The sequence below is a fragment of the Pseudomonas sp. NCIMB 10586 genome (assembly GCF_023127895.1).
Lineage (GTDB): Bacteria > Pseudomonadota > Gammaproteobacteria > Pseudomonadales > Pseudomonadaceae > Aquipseudomonas > Aquipseudomonas synxantha_A.
The window spans coordinates 709491-728150 of record NZ_SPKQ01000042.1; the positions used below are offsets into that span (position 1 = coordinate 709491).

Consider the following 18660-nt stretch of genomic DNA (forward strand, 5'->3'; position numbering starts at 1 on the left):
ACCATTAACCCATTCCCTTACGCATCAAGCGCTTGCAGTTTTGGCACGAAACTCGCTCTGACACCTGGCCAGATTCATTCCAATAATAAAAAGGTCGTGTCATGTCATTGACCCTGGAACATGTCTCCCGCGTTGTCGACGGCCAAACCTGGATCGACGACGCCAACCTGCGTTTTGAAGCCGGCTCTTTCAACGTCTTGCTCGGTCGCACCCTGTCGGGCAAAACCAGTCTGATGCGCCTGATGGCTGGTCTGGACAAGCCCGACAGCGGCCGCATCCTGATGAACGGTGTAGACGTTACGCAAAAGCCGGTACGCCTGCGCAATGTGTCGATGGTCTACCAGCAGTTCATCAACTATCCCACCATGACCGTATTCGAGAACATCGCCTCGCCGTTGCGCCAGGCCGGTGTGTCCAACGAGCTGATCCAGAGCAAGGTGCTGGAAACCGCCAGGATGCTGCGCATCGAGAAGTTCCTGCAACGCCACCCGCTGGAACTGTCCGGTGGCCAGCAGCAGCGCACCGCCATGGCCCGCGCCCTGGTCAAAGACGCCGAACTGATTCTGTTCGATGAGCCCCTGGTGAACCTGGACTACAAACTGCGCGAAGAGCTGCGTCAGGAAATGCGCGAACTGTTCAAAGCGCGCCACACCATCGCCATTTACGCTACCACCGAACCCAACGAGGCCCTGGCCCTGGGTGGCACCACCACCATTCTTCACGAAGGCCGGGTGATCCAGAGCGGCAAGGCCGCCGAGGTCTATCACCAGCCGCAAACCGTTCTGGCCGCTGAGCTGTTCTCCGAACCGCCGATCAATCTGATGCCAGGGCGCATCAGCGGCAACGAAGTGAGCTTCGCCAATTTCGTGCATTTCCCACTCAACGTCGACCTGCGCCCCATCGGCGAGGGCGAGTTCCGTTTCGGCGTGCGTCCCAGCCATATCAGCCTGGTACCGAGCAATGACGATGACCTGGAGCTGGCGGTGACCGTGGAAGTCGCCGAGATCAGCGGCTCGGAAACCTTCCTGCATGTGCGCAGCGAGCACTTCCTGCTGGTGCTGCACCTGCCGGGGGTGCATGAGTACGATGTGGACGCGCCGATCCGCGTGTATATCCCCACCCATAAACTGTTTGTGTTCGATGGACAGGGCCGTTTGGTCCAGGCCCCCGGGCGCCGTGTCGCGAGGGTTGCCTGATGGCCGAGATCCATTTGCGTAACCTTGCCCATAGCTATAGCCCCGCGCCAAAAGGGCCTGAGGACTACGCCATTCGGGAAATGAACCATGTGTGGGAGCAGGGCGGTGCCTACGCGTTGCTCGGGCCGTCGGGCTGCGGCAAATCCACGCTGCTCAATATCATCTCCGGCCTGCTCAGCCCCTCTGAGGGCCAGGTGCTGTTCGATACCCAGGTGGTCAACGACCTCACGCCGGAGAAACGCAATATCGCCCAGGTGTTCCAGTTTCCGGTGGTGTACGACACCATGACGGTGTTCGACAACCTGGCCTTCCCGCTGCGAAACCAGGGCATGGCCGAAGCGAAAATCCACAGCAAGGTGCAGGAAATCGCCGAAGTCCTCGACCTGCAAACCCTGCTGAGCAAAAAAGCCCGCAACCTCACCGCCGACGAAAAACAGAAAGTCTCCATGGGCCGTGGCCTGGTGCGCGATGACGTATCGGCGATCCTGTTCGACGAGCCGCTGACGGTGATCGACCCGCACCTGAAATGGAAACTGCGGCGCAAGCTCAAGCAGATCCATGAGCAGTTCAATATCACCATGGTCTACGTCACCCACGACCAACTGGAAGCCTCCACCTTCGCCGACAAGATCGCGGTGATGTACGGCGGGCAGATCGTGCAGTTCGGCACCCCGCGTGAATTGTTCGAGCGGCCGAGTCATACCTTTGTCGGCTATTTCATCGGCAGCCCAGGGATGAATCTGATTGAGGTGCAGGCCAGGGGTGGTGGTGTGGGGTTTGCCAATACCTTTCTGCCGCTGTCGGAGGCGTTGCAGCAACGTATCAGCAGCACCGACTACCAAAAACTCCAGGTTGGCATCCGCCCGGAATTTATCCATGTATGGGATGACCACAACCCTGACGCCCTGCAAGCCGACGTCACGCATGTGGAGGACTTGGGCACCTACAAGATCATGACCCTCAACCTCGACGGCGCCACGCTCAAAGTGCGCCTGGCCGAAGACAAACCGGTGCCGGAGGGCAGGGCGTCCATCAGCTTCCCCGCGCAATGGCTGATGCTTTATGCCGACGATTACCTGCTGGAGGTGGCGCCATGAACAAGGTGCAGAACAACAAGGCCTGGTGGCTGGTGTTGCCGGTGTTCCTGCTGGTGGCGTTCAGTGCGGTGATCCCGATGATGACCGTGGTCAATTACTCGGTGCAGGATATTTTCGACCAGTCCAGCCGCTACTTCGTCGGGGCCGACTGGTACAAGCAGGTGCTGCTCGATCCACGTTTGCATGACTCGTTGCTGCGCCAGTTCATCTACTCGGCCTGTGTGCTGCTGATTGAAATCCCGCTGGGCATCGCCATCGCCTTGACCATGCCGACCAAGGGGCGCTGGTCATCGCTGGTGCTGATTATCCTCGCCATTCCGCTGCTGATTCCATGGAACGTGGTCGGCACCATCTGGCAGATCTTTGGCCGTGCCGACATCGGCCTGCTGGGTTCGACCCTCAACGCCATGGGCATCAGCTACAACTATGCGGCCAACACCATGGACGCCTGGGTCACCGTGTTGGTGATGGATGTGTGGCACTGGACCTCGTTGGTGGCGCTGCTGTGCTACTCGGGTTTAAGGGCCATTCCGGATGTCTACTACCAGGCCGCGCGGATTGATCGTGCATCGGCCTGGGCAGTGTTCCGACATATACAGTTGCCGAAGATGAAAAGCGTGCTGTTGATCGCGGTGATGCTGCGCTTCATGGACAGTTTCATGATCTACACCGAGCCTTTCGTACTCACGGGGGGCGGCCCGGGGAACGCCACCACCTTCTTGAGTCAGACGCTCACCCAGATGGCCGTAGGCCAATTCGACCTGGGCCCGGCAGCGGCGTTTTCGCTGGTGTATTTCCTGATCATCCTGTTGGTGTCCTGGTTGTTCTACACCGCCATGACCCATTCCGACGCCAACCGCTGAGGCCGCCAACATGAGCAAGCGCAAGCTTATTCCGTTACTGATTTATATCCTGTTCCTGCTGGTGCCGATCTACTGGCTGTTGAACATGTCGTTCAAGAGCAACACCGAAATCCTCGGCGGCCTGACCCTGTTTCCCCAGGATTTCACCCTGGCCAACTACAAAGTGATCTTCACCGACCCGAGCTGGTACACCGGCTACCTCAACTCGCTGTACTACGTAAGCCTGAACACGGTGATCTCTCTGAGCGTGGCGCTGCCGGCAGCCTATGCGTTCTCGCGCTACCGCTTCCTGGGTGACAAGCACCTGTTCTTCTGGCTGCTGACCAACCGCATGGCGCCGCCGGCGGTGTTTCTGCTGCCGTTTTTCCAGCTGTATTCCTCCATCGGCCTGTTCGATACGCACATCGCCGTGGCCCTGGCTCACTGCCTGTTCAACGTGCCGTTGGCGGTGTGGATCCTTGAAGGCTTCATGTCCGGCGTGCCCAAGGAAATCGACGAAACCGCCTACATCGATGGCTATAGTTTTCCCAAGTTCTTCGTGAAGATTTTTATCCCGCTGATCGGCTCCGGCATTGGGGTGACTGCGTTTTTCTGCTTTATGTTTTCCTGGGTCGAACTGCTGTTGGCGCGCACGCTGACTTCGGTCAACGCCAAGCCCATCGCGGCGGTAATGACCCGCACGGTCTCTGCGTCGGGTATTGATTGGGGGGTACTGGCGGCAGCGGGGGTATTGACTATCCTCCCGGGCATGTTGGTGATCTGGTTTGTTCGCAACCACGTGGCCAAGGGCTTTGCCCTGGGCCGGGTCTAGAGGAATCGATGATGGAATGGATGGCCTGGACCACCCCCACTGCGCTGTTCTTTGGCGGCATCGCCCTGATTCTGGCGGGCATGACCACCTGGGAACTGCGTTCGCCGAGCATTCCTCGGCGCGGGTTGCTGCCGATCAGCACCACCCGTGGTGATCGCTTGTTTATCGGTCTTCTCGGCAGCGCCTACCTGCATTTGCTGGTCATCGGCGTTACCGACTGGAGCATCTGGGTGGCGTCCGCGCTCTCCCTGTTATGGCTGTTGAGTGTGATGCGTTGGGGCTAATGCCCTTATGAATAAACAACCAGGAGGTCTCTATGTTGAATAAAAACAATAAGCTGCGACATAGCATTTCATTGGCCGCCGTACTGGCCCTCAGCGGTTTGAGCGCTTCGGCCTGGGCCGATGCGTATGAAGATGCCGCGAAAAAATGGATCGGCAGCGAGTTCAAGCCCTCGACCCTCACCGAAGCCCAACAGCTTGAGGAATTGAAGTGGTTTATCAAGGCGTCGGAGCCCTTCCGTGGGATGAAGATCAACGTGGTGTCGGAAACCCTCACCACCCACGAGTACGAATCCAAGGTACTGGCCAAGGCGTTCAGTGAAATCACCGGCATCAAGCTGACCCACGACCTGCTACAGGAAGGCGACGTGGTGGAGAAGCTGCAAACCCAGATGCAGTCCGACAAGAATATCTATGACGGCTGGGTCAATGACTCGGACCTGATCGGTACGCACTTTCGCTACGGCAAGACCGAGTCCATCACCGACCTGATGGCCAACGAAGGCAAGGACTTTACCTCGCCGACCCTGGACCTCAAGGACTTTATCGGCCTGTCCTTCACCACCGCGCCGGACGGCAAGATCTATCAGTTGCCCGACCAGCAGTTCGCCAACCTCTACTGGTTCCGCGCCGACTGGTTCGAACGCCCGGAGCTGAAAGCCAAGTTCAAGGAAAAATACGGCTACGACCTCGGCGTCCCGGTGAACTGGTCGGCCTATGAAGACATCGCCAAATTCTTCAGCGAAGACGTCAAGGAAATCGACGGCAAGCGCGTCTACGGGCACATGGACTACGGCAAGAAAGACCCGTCCCTGGGCTGGCGCTTCACCGATGCGTGGTTCTCCATGGCCGGCGGCGGTGACAAGGGCTTGCCCAACGGCTTGCCGGTGGACGAGTGGGGCATTCGTGTGGAGGACTGCCACCCGGTGGGCTCCAGCGTGACCCGCGGCGGCGACACCAACGGCCCGGCGGCGGTGTTCGCCACACAAAAATATGTGGATTGGATGAAAGCCTACGCGCCGCCGGAAGCGGCGGGCATGACCTTCTCCGAATCCGGCCCGGTGCCGTCCCAGGGCAACATTGCCCAGCAGATCTTCTGGTACACCGCGTTTACCGCCGACATGGTCAAGCCGGGCTTGCCGGTGGTGAATGCCGACGGTACGCCGAAATGGCGCATGGCGCCGTCGCCGGTCGGGCCGTACTGGGAAAAGGGCATGAAGAAGGGCTATCAGGACGTAGGCTCCTGGACCTTCCTCAAGTCCACGCCTGAGAAACAGAAACTCGCGGCCTGGCTGTACGCGCAGTTCGTGACCTCCAAAACCGTGTCGCTGAAGAAGACCATCGTTGGCCTGACGCCGATTCGGGAGTCTGATATCAACTCCCAGGCCATGACCGACATGGCGCCCAAGCTCGGGGGCCTGGTGGAGTTCTACCGCAGCCCGGCGCGCACCGAGTGGTCGCCTACCGGCACCAACGTCCCGGACTACCCACGCCTGGCGCAACTGTGGTGGAGCAACATCGCCGCCGCCGCCAGCGGCGAGAAAACCCCGCAACAGGCGCTGGACAATCTGGCCAAGGAGCAGGACGCGATCATGACGCGCCTGGAACGCTCCAAGGTGCAACCGGTGTGCGGCCCGAAAATGAACCCCGAGCGTGACGCGCAATACTGGTTCGACCAGCCGGGCGCGCCGAAGCCGAAACTGGCAAACGAGAAGCCCAAGGGCGAAACCGTGAACTACAACGATCTGCTTAAACAGTGGGAGGCGGCGCGCAAGTAACAGCGCTAAGTGAGTACGACGCAACGGCACGTTTACGTGCCGTTTTGTTTGAAGCTTGAAGTGCGACGCCCTGCATTTCATCCGGTGGTTCGAGACAGCCCGCCAGGTTGCGACTAAACTGCTGAGCATTCATACAGGAGGTTATCTGATGGGTGTTCAACTTTCCCCAATTGTTTCCGAGTTTGAAACCGAAGAGCAGGCGAGTAGTCATGATCTCTGGTTTCGTAAAAAAGTCGAAAAAAGCTTGGCCAACCCCGGCCCCGGTGTACCTCATGACGAGGTCATGGCACGAGTTGAGGCGATTATTCTGCAAGCAGAGCTTGAGCAGCGGACCAAAGCTTGATGTTGGCCGTTGTTTGGCTTGACGAAGCCATCGGCGACCTGATTGATATCGTGACTTTTATCGCAGCAGAAAGCCCCGGCGCTGCATGACGCATCAAGACCCGCCTGGAAGGCGCGCCTCTACCACTGGCTGAGCACCCCTATCTGTATCCGTGCGGCCCAGTGCCAGGTACTCGTGAGGTGGTTGTACATCCCAATTATGTGCTGGTGTATAGAGTGACTGCCGAGCGGATCGAAATAGTCAACGTATTGCACGCCAGGCAAGAATATCCCTGAGCCTCCCGCCTTCGTATTTCATCAGCGAGCGCCTTTACTGCGACCGCTTATCCCCCCCTTCATAACCTCATTTGAATTTTCCGCACGCCCCGACGCTCTGCATTCTAGAAGCGCGTGAAGTTGAGCGCTCTTGCGGGGCCACCTTGTGGGAGGCCCGTTGTAACGGACTTTGCGGAAACTGCCATCATGACACTCCTTACAGCGCTGTCGGGCCAGCCGGCCTCTCTCACCGACTCGGTCCAGGGCCATCATCAACGGGTGTATCGACAGCTGTACGGCGAAACGCCAGACGCCGCCGAACTGGCGCATGACTACCTGCAGGATCAATTGGCCCAGGTAGAGGAAACCGACTGCGACTTGCCTGAGTCGCCCGAACACCTGACGGCCTGGGTCGAACAGCGCTGCGCCGTTGTGGCCCAGGCCTATGCCGATTACCTTGAGCAGCGCCAGCAAGGCCGGCCACGGCGCTATTTTCACAACAAAGCCCACGCGTTGTATGTCCTGCAGCGTGTGGCGCCGACCAAACAGGTGGACGGCGCCTGGCTCTATGGCCTGCTGCACTATTGGCAAGACCAGCGCTTCGACGGCTTGCTCACTACCTATCTGGAGGAATTGGGCGACGGTGAAGCCGCGCAGAACCACGTGGTGATCTATCGCAAGTTGCTCAGCGACCACGATGCCGACAGCGAAGCTGGCCTTGAGGACGAGCACTACCTGCAAGGTGCGCTGCAGCTGGCCCTGGGCCTGTGCGCCGACCAATTCCTGCCGGAAGTCATCGGCTACAACCTGGGCTACGAACAGTTGCCGCTGCACCTGCTGATCACCGCTTACGAACTCAGCGAACTGGGCATCGACCCCTATTACTTCACCCTCCACGTGACCATCGATAACGCCAGCAGCGGCCACGCCAGCAAGGCCGCGCAATCGGTGTTGGGCCTGCTGCCGCTGGGCGAGGGCAGGGCCGCGTTCTACCGCCGCGTCGCCGCTGGGTATCGCCTCAACGATCTTGGCCCGGGTACCACGGCTGTCATCCAGCAGTTCAACCTGCACGACGAAGTGGTCGCGATGCTTGAGCGCAAGCGCACCTTCGGCCAGCACATGCACTCGGACTACTGCCGCTTCGAAGGCCAGACCGTCAACCAATGGCTGGCCAAGCCGGGGCAGATCGGCGATTTCCTCGCCGCCTTGCAGGACAAGGGCTGGATCAAGCTCAACCAGGACCCTGCCGACAGCCGTTTCTGGCAGTTGATCGAGGGGGCCGGCGCGGCGATGTTCGGGGTATTCAGCGCGGCGGAAAAACAGCTGCTGCATGACTGGATCGCCGGTGACTGGGCCAGCGGCCAGCGCGTGCCGCCGTTACGGCCGGGGCGCGGCAGTCGGCTTGCCCGCGAGCAGCACTGCCCGGCGGACCCCGACACCCAGGCCCTGGCCGATTCACTGTGGAACCTGCCCGACGAGCAACAGCTCAATGCGCTGATCCCATGGATGTCGGCGCGGCGCCACAGCAGCCCCGCAGGCTTGTACGCCACCCGCCGCTTTATCCAACTGCGTGCGCGTTTGCGCTAAGGAATGTGCCTATGTCTGCCCAACAACTCGCTGATCGCGCCTTGCTGAACCTGGGCCGGGGGTTGAAGGAGAGGGGTTACCGCTTCATTACGCCGACGCCCTTGACCCATGAGCGCGTCTACCGGCGTTTGGCGACGCCGCTGGCGATGACGCTGCGCGACGTATTCGGCTGGTCGATGCCGTTCGACCACGACCTGCTGCCGGAGGCATTTCGCGAAGAGTTGCAGCAAGCCGATGTGATCGAAAAGCACGATGCCTTATGGCGCAGCACGGTGCGTTGGTCGAGCCTCGACGATCTGCTGTTCGCCCATTCGCCGTATCCCACGGTGCAAGCGGACGCGGTGTTCTTCGGCCCCGACAGCTACCGTTTTGCCCAGGTGATCGAAGCGCATTTGCAGCAGCGTTTCGAACCGCTCAAGCGTGCGGTGGACATTGGCTGTGGCGCCGGTGTGGGTGCCTTGGTGGTTGCCCGGGCCAGGCATGACGCCCAGGTGCTGGCGGTGGACATCAACCCGCGTGCCCTGCGCCTGACCGCCGTGAATGCCGAGCTGGCCGGGTTGAATAATGTCAGCGTGTACCACAGTGACGTGCTGGCCAGCGTCGAAGGGCAGTTCGACCTGATCGTCGCCAACCCGCCGTACATGAATGATGACCGCCAGCGTGCCTATCGCCATGGTGGCGGGGCGTTGGGGGAGCAGTTGTCGGTGCGCATCGTCAGCGAGTCCCTCGCACGCCTGGCTCTGGGCGGCAGCCTGTTGCTGTATACCGGAGTGGCGATGGTGGCGGGTGGCGATCCTTTCCTTGACGCGGTCAAGCCGTTGCTGGGCAGTGATGCCTACGGCTGGACCTACCGCGAACTGGATCCTGATGTCTTTGGCGAGGAGCTGGAAAAACCTGGCTATGAACGTGTGGAGCGCATCGCGGTGGTTGCGCTCACCGTTACCCGAATGCGTTGACCCTCGATGCTCACTTTCGGCATCGAAGAAGAATACTTCATCACCGATCTGCACACTCGCCGGATGCTCGGCGAGCCTTCGACAGCGGTGCTGGCGGCGTGTCGTGAGGCGATCGGCGCGGGCTTTGCGTATGAAATGTTCCAGGGCCAGATCGAGGTCGCGTCACCGGTATTCAGTGCCAGCGCTGAAGCCGCGGATTACCTGGCGACAGTGCGCCGCAATCTGACGCAGCGCCTGGGTGAATTTGGCCTCGGCGTGGTGTGTGCCGGCAGCCATCCGTTGGCCGACTGGCGCGAACAGCGGCCTACTGACCAAGCCCATTTCCAGCAGTTGTTCGACGATATTCAGTATGTAGCGCGGCGCAGCGTGTTGTGCGGGCTGCATGTGCATGTGCAGGTGCCGCACACCCATGACCGCATCGCCGTGATGAACCAGGTGTCACCGTGGCTGCCGCTGCTGTTGCTGCTCAGTTGCTCCTCGCCATTGTGGGATGGCGCGCCCAGCGGCTTTATGAGCTACCGCCAGGCCGCTTGTGATGAATGGCCGCGCATGGGCGTGCCGGAACATTTCGCCGACTGGAACGAATACCTGCGCTACCTCGCGTTGCTGCATCGGATGGGTGCAATCAAGGCCGATGGCAATGGCTGGTGGGGCATCCGCCCGGCGGCGCGTTACCCAACCCTCGAACTGCGCATGACCGACGCCTGCCCGCGGTTGGCGGATGCCCTGGCCCTGGCCACGCTGTTTCGCGTCATGGTCACCCATGCCTGCGGCCTTGAGCGACCCGGCGCCGGGTTCTGTGCGCAAACGCGCTGGCTGCTCAAGGAAAATCGCTGGCAGGCCAAACGCTACGGCGCGGGCGGTCACTTTGCGTTGGACGACACAGGCGCCATGGGCAGCGCCGAACAGTGGTTGCACTGCGCGCGCCAGACGTTCGGTGCCACCGCAGAGGCCATGGGCGAGCCGCGGCTGTTCGATACGCTGCAAGCGCTGCTGCGGCGCGGTAACAGTGCCACCGAACAGTTGCGTTGGTACGCCCAGGCCCGCGCCGACGGTGCCGATGAGGTGGGCAGCCTGGGCAGTGTGGTCGACCATTTGCTCGCCCAGAGTCGAGGCGACCATTGATGGGCTGCGCACAGGCGCATTTTGATGTGTCAGGCCATGGCTTGCGGCTGAATACGCAACTCGCCGTCCACATCCTTGACCAAGCCACTGGCCACGAACAACGGCGCCAGGCGCTTGTGCAACTGCGGCTCGACAAACTCCTTGACCGTGTCCAGCACCAGCACGCCACTGAGCGGCAACTCGGCCTTGGTGTACGACAGCCATGCCTTTTTCAACGCCATCAACACATCGCTGCCCGCCGTCGAAGCGAAACGGCGATGCACTGGCTTGGCGTCGAAAGTGAAGGCGTGCTGGAACTCATAGCCGCTTTCGTCACCGCCACTGGCAGCGCAACGCACGCACGTGCAAGGGCCATCGCCGAAGGCGCTGCGCAGGTAGGCGTTGAAGTCCACCACGGGCTTGAGTGACAGGCGCTTATCGACCTCGAACAGGTCCCCGGTCATTTTTTCGTCAGTGTTCAACGTCCATTTCCTCGCAGTCGGTTGCTGTGTTTCAAAGCGCGGCACAATACCAGCCGAGCGTGGGTTTGGGGATTATTTGCGTCGTGGGAGGGTCAGCGGAAGAACTCACCGGGGGTGGAATCGAACTGCTGACGAAATGCATTGATAAACGCTGAGGTCGATTCATAGCCACACCCCAATGCCACATCCGTCACCCGCTCGCCTTGTTCCAGGGCGGGCAGGGCGCTTAGCAGTCGCAGGCGCTGGCGCCACGCGCGAAACGTCAGCCCGGTGTCACTCAGGAACACCCGACTCAGGGTCTTTTCGCTGACCCCCAGTTTGCGGCTCCACTCGCCCAAGGTGGTCTGCTGCTCGGGGTGCAGGTTCAAGCTGCGGTAAATCTGCCGCAGCCGTGGGTCGTGAGGCAGCGGCAGCATCAAATCCACCTGGGGCGCGGCGGCGAGCTGGTCGAGCAGCACCTGGGCCAGGCGCCCATCCGGCCCATCTTCAGCATATTCCACCGGCACTTGGCTGAAATTACGGATCAACTCGCGCAACAAACTGCTCACTTCCAGCACCTGACACCGTTCGGCCGCCCAGGCGGTGACGCTGCAATCGAGGTACAAGCTGCGCATTTCGGTATGGGGCGAACGGAACACCCGATGGGGCATGCCTGCCGGAATCCAGACGGCGCGCTGCGGGGGCGCGACGAAACGGCCGACGCTGGTGTGGATCTCCAGCACCCCGGAAATCGCGTAGGACAACTGTACCCACGGGTGGCTGTGCCGTCTTGTCAGCGCCCGATTGGGCAAGGACTCGGTACGCCCATACACCGGCCGTGGCAGGCTGGAAAGCCCGGGCACACTGCGCCGCACGGTTTTTTCATGTCCTTTTGGCGGCATTTACTGGCTCATTGGCGTTAGTCGGTAAAGGATCGTTACGTTAGAGTCGCCGGGACGCTCTTGGCAACCCCTGGAAGATTTGCTTATGACCCGCCCGCGCTTTCTGCCCGACAACTTCACCCTGACCCTGATCGCCACGGTGATTCTCGCCTCGTTGCTGCCGGCCAGCGGCCAGACCGCCGTGGCCTTCGGCTGGGTGACCAACCTGGCCATCGCGCTGCTGTTTTTCCTGCACGGCGCCAAGCTGTCGCGCCAGGCCATCGTCGCCGGCGCCGGCCACTGGCGCCTGCATCTGTTGGTGTTCAGCCTGACCTTTGTGCTGTTCCCGTTGCTGGGCCTGGCGCTCAAGCCGGTGCTGTCGCCGCTGATCGGCACTGAGCTGTACATGGGCATGCTCTATCTGTGCGCGTTGCCGGCCACTGTGCAATCAGCGATTGCCTTCACGTCCCTGGCCCGCGGCAATATCCCGGCGGCGATTTGCAGTGCGGCGGCTTCCAGCCTGTTCGGTATCTTCCTGACCCCGCTGCTGGTGGCGCTGCTGCTGAACGTACACGGCGATGGCGGCTCCACCGTCGACGCGATCCTGAAGATCAGCGTGCAGTTGCTGCTGCCATTCATTGCCGGGCAAATCGCCCGCCGCTGGATCGGCGACTGGGTCGGGCGCAATAAAGCCTGGCTGAAATTTGTCGACCAGGGCTCGATCCTGCTGGTGGTCTACGGCGCATTCAGCGAAGCGGTCAATGAGGGCATCTGGCATCAGATCCCGCTGTGGCAACTGGGCGGTCTGGTAGTTGCCTGCTGCGTATTGCTCGCGTTGGTGCTGGTAGCGTCCGCGTTGTTGGGTAAGGCATTCGGTTTCAGCCAGGAAGACCGCATCACCATCCTGTTCTGCGGCTCCAAGAAAAGCCTGGCCACCGGCGTCCCTATGGCCCAGGTGCTGTTCGCCGGGGCGAGCATGGGCGTGCTGATTTTACCGTTGATGCTGTTTCACCAGATCCAACTGATGGTGTGCGCGGCGCTGGCTCAGCGATATGCCCAGCGACCGGAAAGCATCCCTGAGTTGATGGGGCAGGTGGATCCGTGATCCACCTCTAATTCCCAGGCAAATAAATTCAAGTGAACTGCCGCGCCGCCGACTAACCTCTTACTAACCCAAGAAGGAGTGTCGGTATGAACGTTAATCGTTTTTCGGCAGTGATAGGTCTTTTGTGCTTATGGGCAAGCACCTGTGGCGCGGCACAGACACTGGGGCAGGGCACCATCAGGTTCACTGGCGCCATCGTCGAGCCGGGGTGTGCGACAAATGCGCGCAGCGGGTCGGTGATGGAACTGCGCGGCTGTGCCAGGGCCAGTCGCGGCAGCCGCTTCGAGGTGCGCCATGTGGCGCCGGTGGCCAGCGTCAATGCGGCCCATGTGCGGCTGGTGGCAGACAGCGGCGAGGGGCGCTATTACGACCAGCGCTATCTGCTGGTAGACGCCGCCGGCAAGCCCATTGAGTCCGGCAACTACATCATTACCATGACGTCGCCATAAGCCATCGGGCGACGATCCGCATCAACAGCCGCGCGAGAAACCTATAGAATGCTCGGCGGCGGCGCTTGTCCTGGGTGGCCGCTTGATCATCGCCAGAGTACCCCGCCCGTCAATGAGCCTTTCAGCCGCAACCCCCCAAGCCAATTGGCAACCGGTCATCGCCCTGGCGCTGGCCGCGTTTGTGTTCAATACCACCGAATTCGTACCTGTCGGGTTGCTCAGCGCCATCGGTGCCAGCTTCGACATGCCCGTGGCCAGCGTCGGTCTGATGCTCACCATCTATGCGTGGATCGTGTCCCTGACCTCGCTGCCGGTGATGCTGCTGACCCGCAACGTCGAACGGCGCAAGCTGCTGATCGTACTGTTCGGCCTGTTTATCGCCAGCCATATCCTCTCCAGCGTCGCCACCAGCTTCGGCCTGCTGATGGTCAGTCGCGTCGGCATCGCCTTGGCCCATGCCCTGTTCTGGTCGATCACTGCCTCGCTGGCCGTGCGCCTGGCGCCGGAGGGCAAGCAGGTGCAAGCCCTTGGTTTGTTGGCCACGGGCACTTCCCTGGCGATGGTGCTGGGCATCCCCTTAGGCCGCCTGCTTGGCGAGGCCATGGGCTGGCGTACCACGTTTCTGGTGATCGCCGCGTTCGCTGCGGCCCTGGTGTTCTGGCTGGCGCGCACCCTGCCGCCGTTGCCGAGCCAGAACTCCGGCTCCCTGCGTAGCCTGCCGCTGCTGTTCAAGCGCCCTGCACTGGTGGCGCTCTACGTGCTGACCGCGATGACCGTCACCGCGCAATTTACCGCTTACAGCTACATCGAACCCTTCGTCGAAGGCGTCGCCGGGCTGGGTGGCAGTGCGGTGACGTTGATCCTCTTGGTGTTCGGGGGGGCCGGCATTATCGGCTCGTTGTTGTTCAGCCTGGTGCACCGCTTCAACCCGCACCTGTTCGTGATCGGCGCAGTGTTCATCCTCGCTGCGTGCCTGGCGCTGATGCTGCCGTTGAGCGGCGCCGAGTCTTACCTGGTGGTGCTGAGCATTTTCTGGGGCATGGCAATCATGGGCTTTGGCCTGGCCATGCAGTCCAAAGTGCTGGTGCTTGCAACGGACGCTACCGACGTGGCCATGGCGATGTTCTCCGGTATCTACAACATTGGCATCGGTGGTGGCGCGTTGATGGGCAGTTGGGTCGGCAGCCACTTCGGCTTCGCCTGGATCGGCGCGGCGGGCGGGTTGCTGGCGGCGCTGGCGTTGGTGGGGTATTGCCTGGCGATTCGGCGGTTTGGGACGGGTGTGCCGAGCTGATCGACCAGTATCCAGCGGGTGACCACAGACTAAATGTGGGAGGAGGCTTGCTCCCGATGCGGGAGTGTCAGTCAACACATCAGTGACTGACTCACCGCCATCGGGAGCAAGCCCCCTCCCACACTTACGCCACCGGAATCAATGGATCCGCCGCCGCCAGCGCCACCGCTCGATCCGCCGCGGGTGGGTAGATCCACACGCTGTTGATCTGTTGCTTGAGCGCCTTGGCTTCCTGGCCCACCAGCTTAAGCTGACGGTCCCAGCCTTCGGTGTACACCGCGCCCCAGGCGCCGAGGTCGAGGCAGGTCACGTATTTGGGTTGGCTGTAGGCCATTGGTGCCACACCGATCAAGTCGGCGGCGACGTTGTTACCGGCGTAGCGGCCCAGCGCGATGGCGTGCTGGCAGGACATGGCGGCGAAGTTGCCCAGGTCGTCGGTGGCGGCATAGGCCACGTCCCCGGCGGCGTAGACGGCAGGCTGACCCTTGACCCTGAGAGTGGCGTCCACGTGCAGGCGACCCTGAGGATCGCAGATACCATCGATCTGCTCGGTCAACGGGTTGGCGCGAAAACCAATGGTCCAGATCACGGTGCTGGACGCAATCCGCTGCCCATCCGCCAGAGTCACGCCGTCGGCGTCCACCGAGGCGACCGAGGTGTTCAGTACCCATTCAAGCCCAAGCGCCTGGCTGGCCTCGATGATCGCCGGGCGAATGCCATCCCCCATGGACGCCGCTATCTGCGGGCCCCGGTCTACCACCACCACGCGAATATCGGCAGCATCCCCCAGCGCCGCGCGCAGTCGAGCAGGCATTTCGGTGGCGGTCTCGATTCCGGTAAAACCACCGCCGGCGATGACCACGGTGTTGCGGGCCGGGCTGTCGGGCTGGTTTTTCAGGGCCTTGATATGCGCTTCAAGTCGCGTGGCGTCTTCGATCTGGTCCACGTCGAATACGTGCTGGATGCCGTCCATGCCCGGGCGATTCAAGCGGCTGCCGGCAGCAAGCACCAAGCGGTCGTAGCTGAGGGTGGCCGGGGTGTCCGCTGCGTTGCGGTAAGTCACTTGCCTGGCGTTGGCGTCGATGCTGTCGGCAGCGCCTTGTACAAAGGTCACGCCCACTGCGCTCAACAGCGGGCCGAGCGGCGCCTGCATGGCGTGCACGTCGGGCTCATAAAAACGTGGGCGAAGACGCAGTTGCGCCTGCGGGGCGAGCAAGCTGATGTGCACATCGTTGCGGTCGTGTTTGTCCAGCAGGCGGGCCGCGCTCAGGGCGCTCCACACGCCACCGAAGCCGGCGCCAATGATGAGAATGTGTTGTTTCATGGGGTTGCTCCAGAGACCAGGTAAGCCGCAAGGCATTGCCGGATCACTGTAAAAGCCGTACGGCTTGTCAGAAAGGACAGATAACCCTGAATCACTGCCACTTTTAACCGGCCTAGCGAGAAAAGCGCTCGCGGTAGTCGCGAGGTGCGATGGCCAGATGCCGGTGGAAGGTGCAGCGCATACGCTCTTCGTCGCCGAACCCGCACAGCCGGGCGATCTGGTCGATGCTGCGTTGGGAATCTTCGAGCATCCGCCGCGCCGCTTCGATGCGAAACAATTCAATGGCCTTGGCCGGGGTGCGACCGGTTTTCTGTTTATAGACCCGGGCAAAGTTACGCGGGCTCATATGGCTTTGCGCAGCCAGGCGTTCCACGCTGAGGTCGCTGTCGCTTAGGTTGTCGCTGATCCACACGTGCAGGGCATCGAAGCCGGCGCTGTCGGCGGTTTGCGCTTGCAGCACCTGGCTGAACTGCGCCTGGCCGCCGGGGCGCTTGAGGAACACCACCAATTCGCGCGCCACTCGCAGCGCTACCTCGCGCCCGCAATCGGCTTCCACCAGTGCAAGGGCCAGGTCGATCCCGGCACTCACACCGGCGGAGGTCCATACCGTGCCTTGCTGCACGAATATCGCATCCACATCCACTTCGATGCTCGGGAAGCGTTGTCTGAGCAGCTCGCACATGGCCCAATGCGTCGCCGCGCGGCGCCCCTCAAGCAAGCCGGCCTGGGCCAGCAAAAAGGTGCCGCTGCATACCGAGGCAGTACGCCGAGCCTGGCCGGAGGCATTGCGCAGCCAGTCCACCAGCGCAGTGTTATCCGCCATGGCTTGCTCGATGGCGGGCGCACCGGGCACCACCAGCGTATCGATAGCGCCAGGGGCCAACTGTGCCAGCGCCACGGTGTCGACGCTCAAGCCTTCGGCGGTCGGCATCAGGCCACCCGCCAGGCTGGCGTTGTGTACAACGTAGCCGTGCAAACCGCGTTCGGCCATGGCCTTGGTCGCGGCCCAGAACACCGTTTGCGCGCCGGTCAGGTCGAGCAAGCCCATCTGAGGGTAAGCCAGGAACACCAGCGTGCGGGGTTGACCCAGCGGGTTGATAGCGGTCATGCGTCGGCCAGCAGCGTTTCCAGTTTCTCCTGACCCCGCGCAAACTGCAGACGGCTGATGGCTTCCAGGCCGCCGGTGTCGCAGACCACGGTGGTGAATTGCTTGAGTTGTTCGAGCTTGGACGTCATGAGCGGTGGCCTCCAGGAAAGTGGCAAGGACTGCTTTTGTACCACTTCCCGCACGCCTTGTTTACCTAGGGCTGCCAGGTCTGCACCGCCTTGGCATTTACCTCGTTGGGCAGCAGGCCAGCCTTGAAGAACGCATCGGCAATTTTCTGCTGCTCACCCAACTGTTCCAGCGTCACCGGCTGCACCTGATAGCTGCGGTGCGCGTTGGCGGCTTCCACCGTCGCAGCGTCCAGGTTACCCCATAACGGCCCGAGCACTGTTGCCGCCTCCTGCGGATGCGCTTTCACCCATTGGCCGGTTTTTTCCAGTTCTGCAAACACCACCCTCAGCACTTCAGGATGGGCCTTGGCGTAAGGCGTGCCGGTCAGGTAATAACGCTTGTAGCTGGCAAGCCCGGCACCGTCTGCCAGGGTGCGGGTCTGCAGTTGCCGCTGCACGCTGGTGAGGAAGGGCTCCCAGGTGACCCAGGCATCCACCTTGTTGTTTTCGAAGGCGGCGCGACCGTCAGCTGGCGAGAGGTACGCCGGCTGGATATCAGTGAACGCCAGGCCGGCCTTGTTCAGCGCGGCGATGAGTAAATAGTGGGCGCCGGCGGCCTTGGTTACCGCGATTTTCTTGCCTTTTAGGTCCGCCAATTGCTGGATCGGCGAGTCCTTGCGCACCACGATGGCCTGGGCCGCAGGCGAGGGCGCTTCCTGGGCAAAGTAGGTGAGTTGGGCCTCGGCTGCCTGGGCGAAGATCGGCACCGTGTCGGCGACGTCGGCGCTGATATCCACGTTGCCAACGTTCAGCGCCTCCAGCAATGGCAGGCCGCTGGGAAACTCATGCCAGCTGACGTCGATGTGGTTGGCGTTGAGGGCTTTTTCCAGGGTGCCCCGGGTTTTCAGCAGGGTGATCAGGGTCGAGGATTTCTGATAGCCGATGCGCAGGGTCTCCTGGGCGTCGGCGCTCACGGTGATGGAGAAAACCAGCAATCCTAATACAGCAGCAAGCGGGCGGCGGAGGGTCATGAGCGGCTCGATATTCAACGGAATGAGCCGAAGCATAAAGTTCTGAAAACCGATTGATAAATACTCTTTCGATCTGAGCTTAAGGACACTTGAGGCATTGTCCGTTGACTGAATGTGCATCAACCAAATCGGGCCGTGAGCAATCATTCGTTGAGGCGACACAGGCCAAATGTGGGAGGGGGCTTGCTCCCGATGGCGGTGTGTCAGATATGGATTAATTGGCTGACCTGCCGCTATCGGGAGCAAGCCTCCTCCCACAAAAGTTATGGGATGTTGGTGGGTTTGGGTTGCAGGCAATCCAGTGCGCGGTCGGCGAGGGTGCGGGCCATGTCGATCAAGTGGGCGGTGGAGCAGGCCATGTCGCGTTGGCTGCCTTTGAGGCCCTCGGCGGTTTCGGTGGCGGTGGTGGTGGCGCAGCGTAGCAGCGAGGAAATGCTGGCGATCGCGTCTTCGAAGCTCAGGTCTTCGTGGGCAACAAAAACGGGATAGGGTGGGTCGGGGACGACTTTGCTCATGGATGAAGCTCCTGCTTGGATTGGGAGCCATTCTTTTGCCGATCTCACACGTCAAAAGGTGGCAGCTATGTGCGGGGTGAGATACCGGAAAGCAGGACCCGGCCAGACCGAAGTC

At 61.4% G+C, this 18660-nt stretch carries 19 protein-coding genes and 2 pseudogenes; 14 read left to right on the forward strand and 7 right to left on the reverse strand.

What is annotated here, in order from left to right; genetic code table 11:
* The first annotated feature begins 101 nt into the window (after positions 1–101).
* The 11 genes and pseudogenes from E4P01_RS18750 to E4P01_RS18800 all read left to right on the forward strand — a co-directional run bounded on the left by E4P01_RS18750 (position 102) and on the right by E4P01_RS18800 (position 10291).
* Positions 102–1196 (forward strand): ABC transporter ATP-binding protein, encoded by a 1095-nt coding sequence (locus E4P01_RS18750; protein ID WP_057703149.1) that lies wholly within the window; start codon positions 102–104, stop codon positions 1194–1196.
* A complete protein-coding gene (locus tag E4P01_RS18755) occupies positions 1196–2293 on the forward strand; it encodes an ABC transporter ATP-binding protein (protein WP_216091612.1) in 1098 nt (365 codons plus the stop codon). The genes E4P01_RS18750 and E4P01_RS18755 overlap by 1 nt, the downstream gene beginning before the upstream one ends.
* Positions 2290–3156, forward strand: a complete 867-nt coding sequence (locus E4P01_RS18760) for a sugar ABC transporter permease (protein WP_005789024.1) — start codon at positions 2290–2292, stop codon at positions 3154–3156. Before E4P01_RS18755 ends, E4P01_RS18760 begins: the two co-directional genes overlap by 4 nt.
* A 10-nt stretch (positions 3157–3166) precedes the next feature.
* The gene (locus E4P01_RS18765) at positions 3167–3967 is read left to right on the forward strand and encodes a carbohydrate ABC transporter permease (protein ID WP_003232361.1); all 801 of its coding nucleotides are present in this window, start codon (positions 3167–3169) and stop codon (positions 3965–3967) included.
* An 11-nt stretch (positions 3968–3978) separates the two neighbouring features.
* Complete coding sequence (locus E4P01_RS18770; protein ID WP_003192011.1) at positions 3979–4251, forward strand: DUF2160 domain-containing protein; 273 nt, start codon at positions 3979–3981, stop codon at positions 4249–4251.
* Between the two features lie 32 nt (positions 4252–4283).
* Positions 4284–6026 carry an ABC transporter substrate-binding protein gene (locus tag E4P01_RS18775; RefSeq protein WP_216091611.1) on the forward strand — a complete coding sequence of 581 codons (1743 nt, stop codon included), beginning with the start codon at positions 4284–4286 and terminating at the stop codon, positions 6024–6026.
* 148 nt (positions 6027–6174) lie between these two features.
* Positions 6175–6369, forward strand: coding sequence for a stability determinant (locus E4P01_RS18780; protein ID WP_216091610.1), 195 nt, complete (start codon positions 6175–6177; stop codon positions 6367–6369).
* A pseudogene (locus E4P01_RS18785) lies at positions 6369–6644 on the forward strand (type II toxin-antitoxin system RelE/ParE family toxin). Before E4P01_RS18780 ends, E4P01_RS18785 begins: the two are co-directional and overlap by 1 nt.
* Before the next feature lie 186 nt (positions 6645–6830).
* A complete protein-coding gene (locus tag E4P01_RS18790; RefSeq protein WP_216091609.1) occupies positions 6831–8210 on the forward strand; it encodes an iron-containing redox enzyme family protein in 1380 nt (459 codons plus the stop codon).
* Positions 8211–8221: 11 nt separating this feature from the next.
* On the forward strand, positions 8222–9166 hold the full coding sequence (locus E4P01_RS18795) for a class I SAM-dependent methyltransferase (protein ID WP_216091608.1): 945 nt from the start codon (positions 8222–8224) through the stop codon (positions 9164–9166).
* Between the two features lie 6 nt (positions 9167–9172).
* Positions 9173–10291: a carboxylate-amine ligase gene (locus E4P01_RS18800; protein WP_216091607.1), complete on the forward strand. Its 1119-nt coding sequence runs from the start codon at positions 9173–9175 to the stop codon at positions 10289–10291.
* Positions 10292–10320: 29 nt separating this feature from the next.
* Here E4P01_RS18800 and E4P01_RS18805 read toward each other — a convergent pair whose 3' ends face one another.
* The gene (locus E4P01_RS18805; protein ID WP_216091606.1) at positions 10321–10752 is read right to left on the reverse strand and encodes a hypothetical protein; all 432 of its coding nucleotides are present in this window, start codon (positions 10750–10752) and stop codon (positions 10321–10323) included.
* Between the two features lie 92 nt (positions 10753–10844).
* The gene (locus E4P01_RS18810) at positions 10845–11633 is read right to left on the reverse strand and encodes a helix-turn-helix transcriptional regulator (protein ID WP_216091605.1); all 789 of its coding nucleotides are present in this window, start codon (positions 11631–11633) and stop codon (positions 10845–10847) included.
* An 85-nt stretch (positions 11634–11718) separates the two neighbouring features.
* Between E4P01_RS18810 and E4P01_RS18815 the strand changes: the two genes are divergently transcribed.
* The 3 genes from E4P01_RS18815 to E4P01_RS18825 all read left to right on the forward strand — a co-directional run bounded on the left by E4P01_RS18815 (position 11719) and on the right by E4P01_RS18825 (position 14460).
* The gene (locus E4P01_RS18815) at positions 11719–12717 is read left to right on the forward strand and encodes a bile acid:sodium symporter family protein (RefSeq protein WP_005789002.1); all 999 of its coding nucleotides are present in this window, start codon (positions 11719–11721) and stop codon (positions 12715–12717) included.
* 86 nt (positions 12718–12803) lie between these two features.
* The gene (locus E4P01_RS18820; protein WP_216091604.1) at positions 12804–13166 is read left to right on the forward strand and encodes a type 1 fimbrial protein; all 363 of its coding nucleotides are present in this window, start codon (positions 12804–12806) and stop codon (positions 13164–13166) included.
* Positions 13167–13278: 112 nt separating this feature from the next.
* Entirely contained in the window at positions 13279–14460 is a 1182-nt protein-coding gene (locus E4P01_RS18825) for a sugar transporter (protein ID WP_216091603.1), read from the forward strand.
* 124 nt (positions 14461–14584) lie between these two features.
* On the opposite strand, the gene E4P01_RS18830 is transcribed toward E4P01_RS18825, so the two are convergent.
* From E4P01_RS18830 to E4P01_RS18850, 5 genes and pseudogenes are all read right to left on the reverse strand, one after another.
* Entirely contained in the window at positions 14585–15784 is a 1200-nt protein-coding gene (locus E4P01_RS18830) for an NAD(P)/FAD-dependent oxidoreductase (protein ID WP_216091602.1), read from the reverse strand.
* 112 nt (positions 15785–15896) lie between these two features.
* Positions 15897–16892: a helix-turn-helix domain-containing protein gene (locus E4P01_RS18835; protein ID WP_216091601.1), complete on the reverse strand. Its 996-nt coding sequence runs from the start codon at positions 16890–16892 to the stop codon at positions 15897–15899.
* 44 nt (positions 16893–16936) lie between these two features.
* Positions 16937–17020, reverse strand: a pseudogene (locus E4P01_RS18840) (hypothetical protein); the annotation flags it as partial.
* A 65-nt stretch (positions 17021–17085) separates the two neighbouring features.
* On the reverse strand, positions 17086–18030 hold the full coding sequence (locus E4P01_RS18845; protein WP_078821726.1) for an aliphatic sulfonate ABC transporter substrate-binding protein: 945 nt from the start codon (positions 18028–18030) through the stop codon (positions 17086–17088).
* 263 nt (positions 18031–18293) lie between these two features.
* Positions 18294–18545, reverse strand: a complete 252-nt coding sequence (locus E4P01_RS18850; RefSeq protein WP_078821567.1) for a DUF3077 domain-containing protein — start codon at positions 18543–18545, stop codon at positions 18294–18296.
* Positions 18546–18660: the final 115 nt, after the last annotated feature.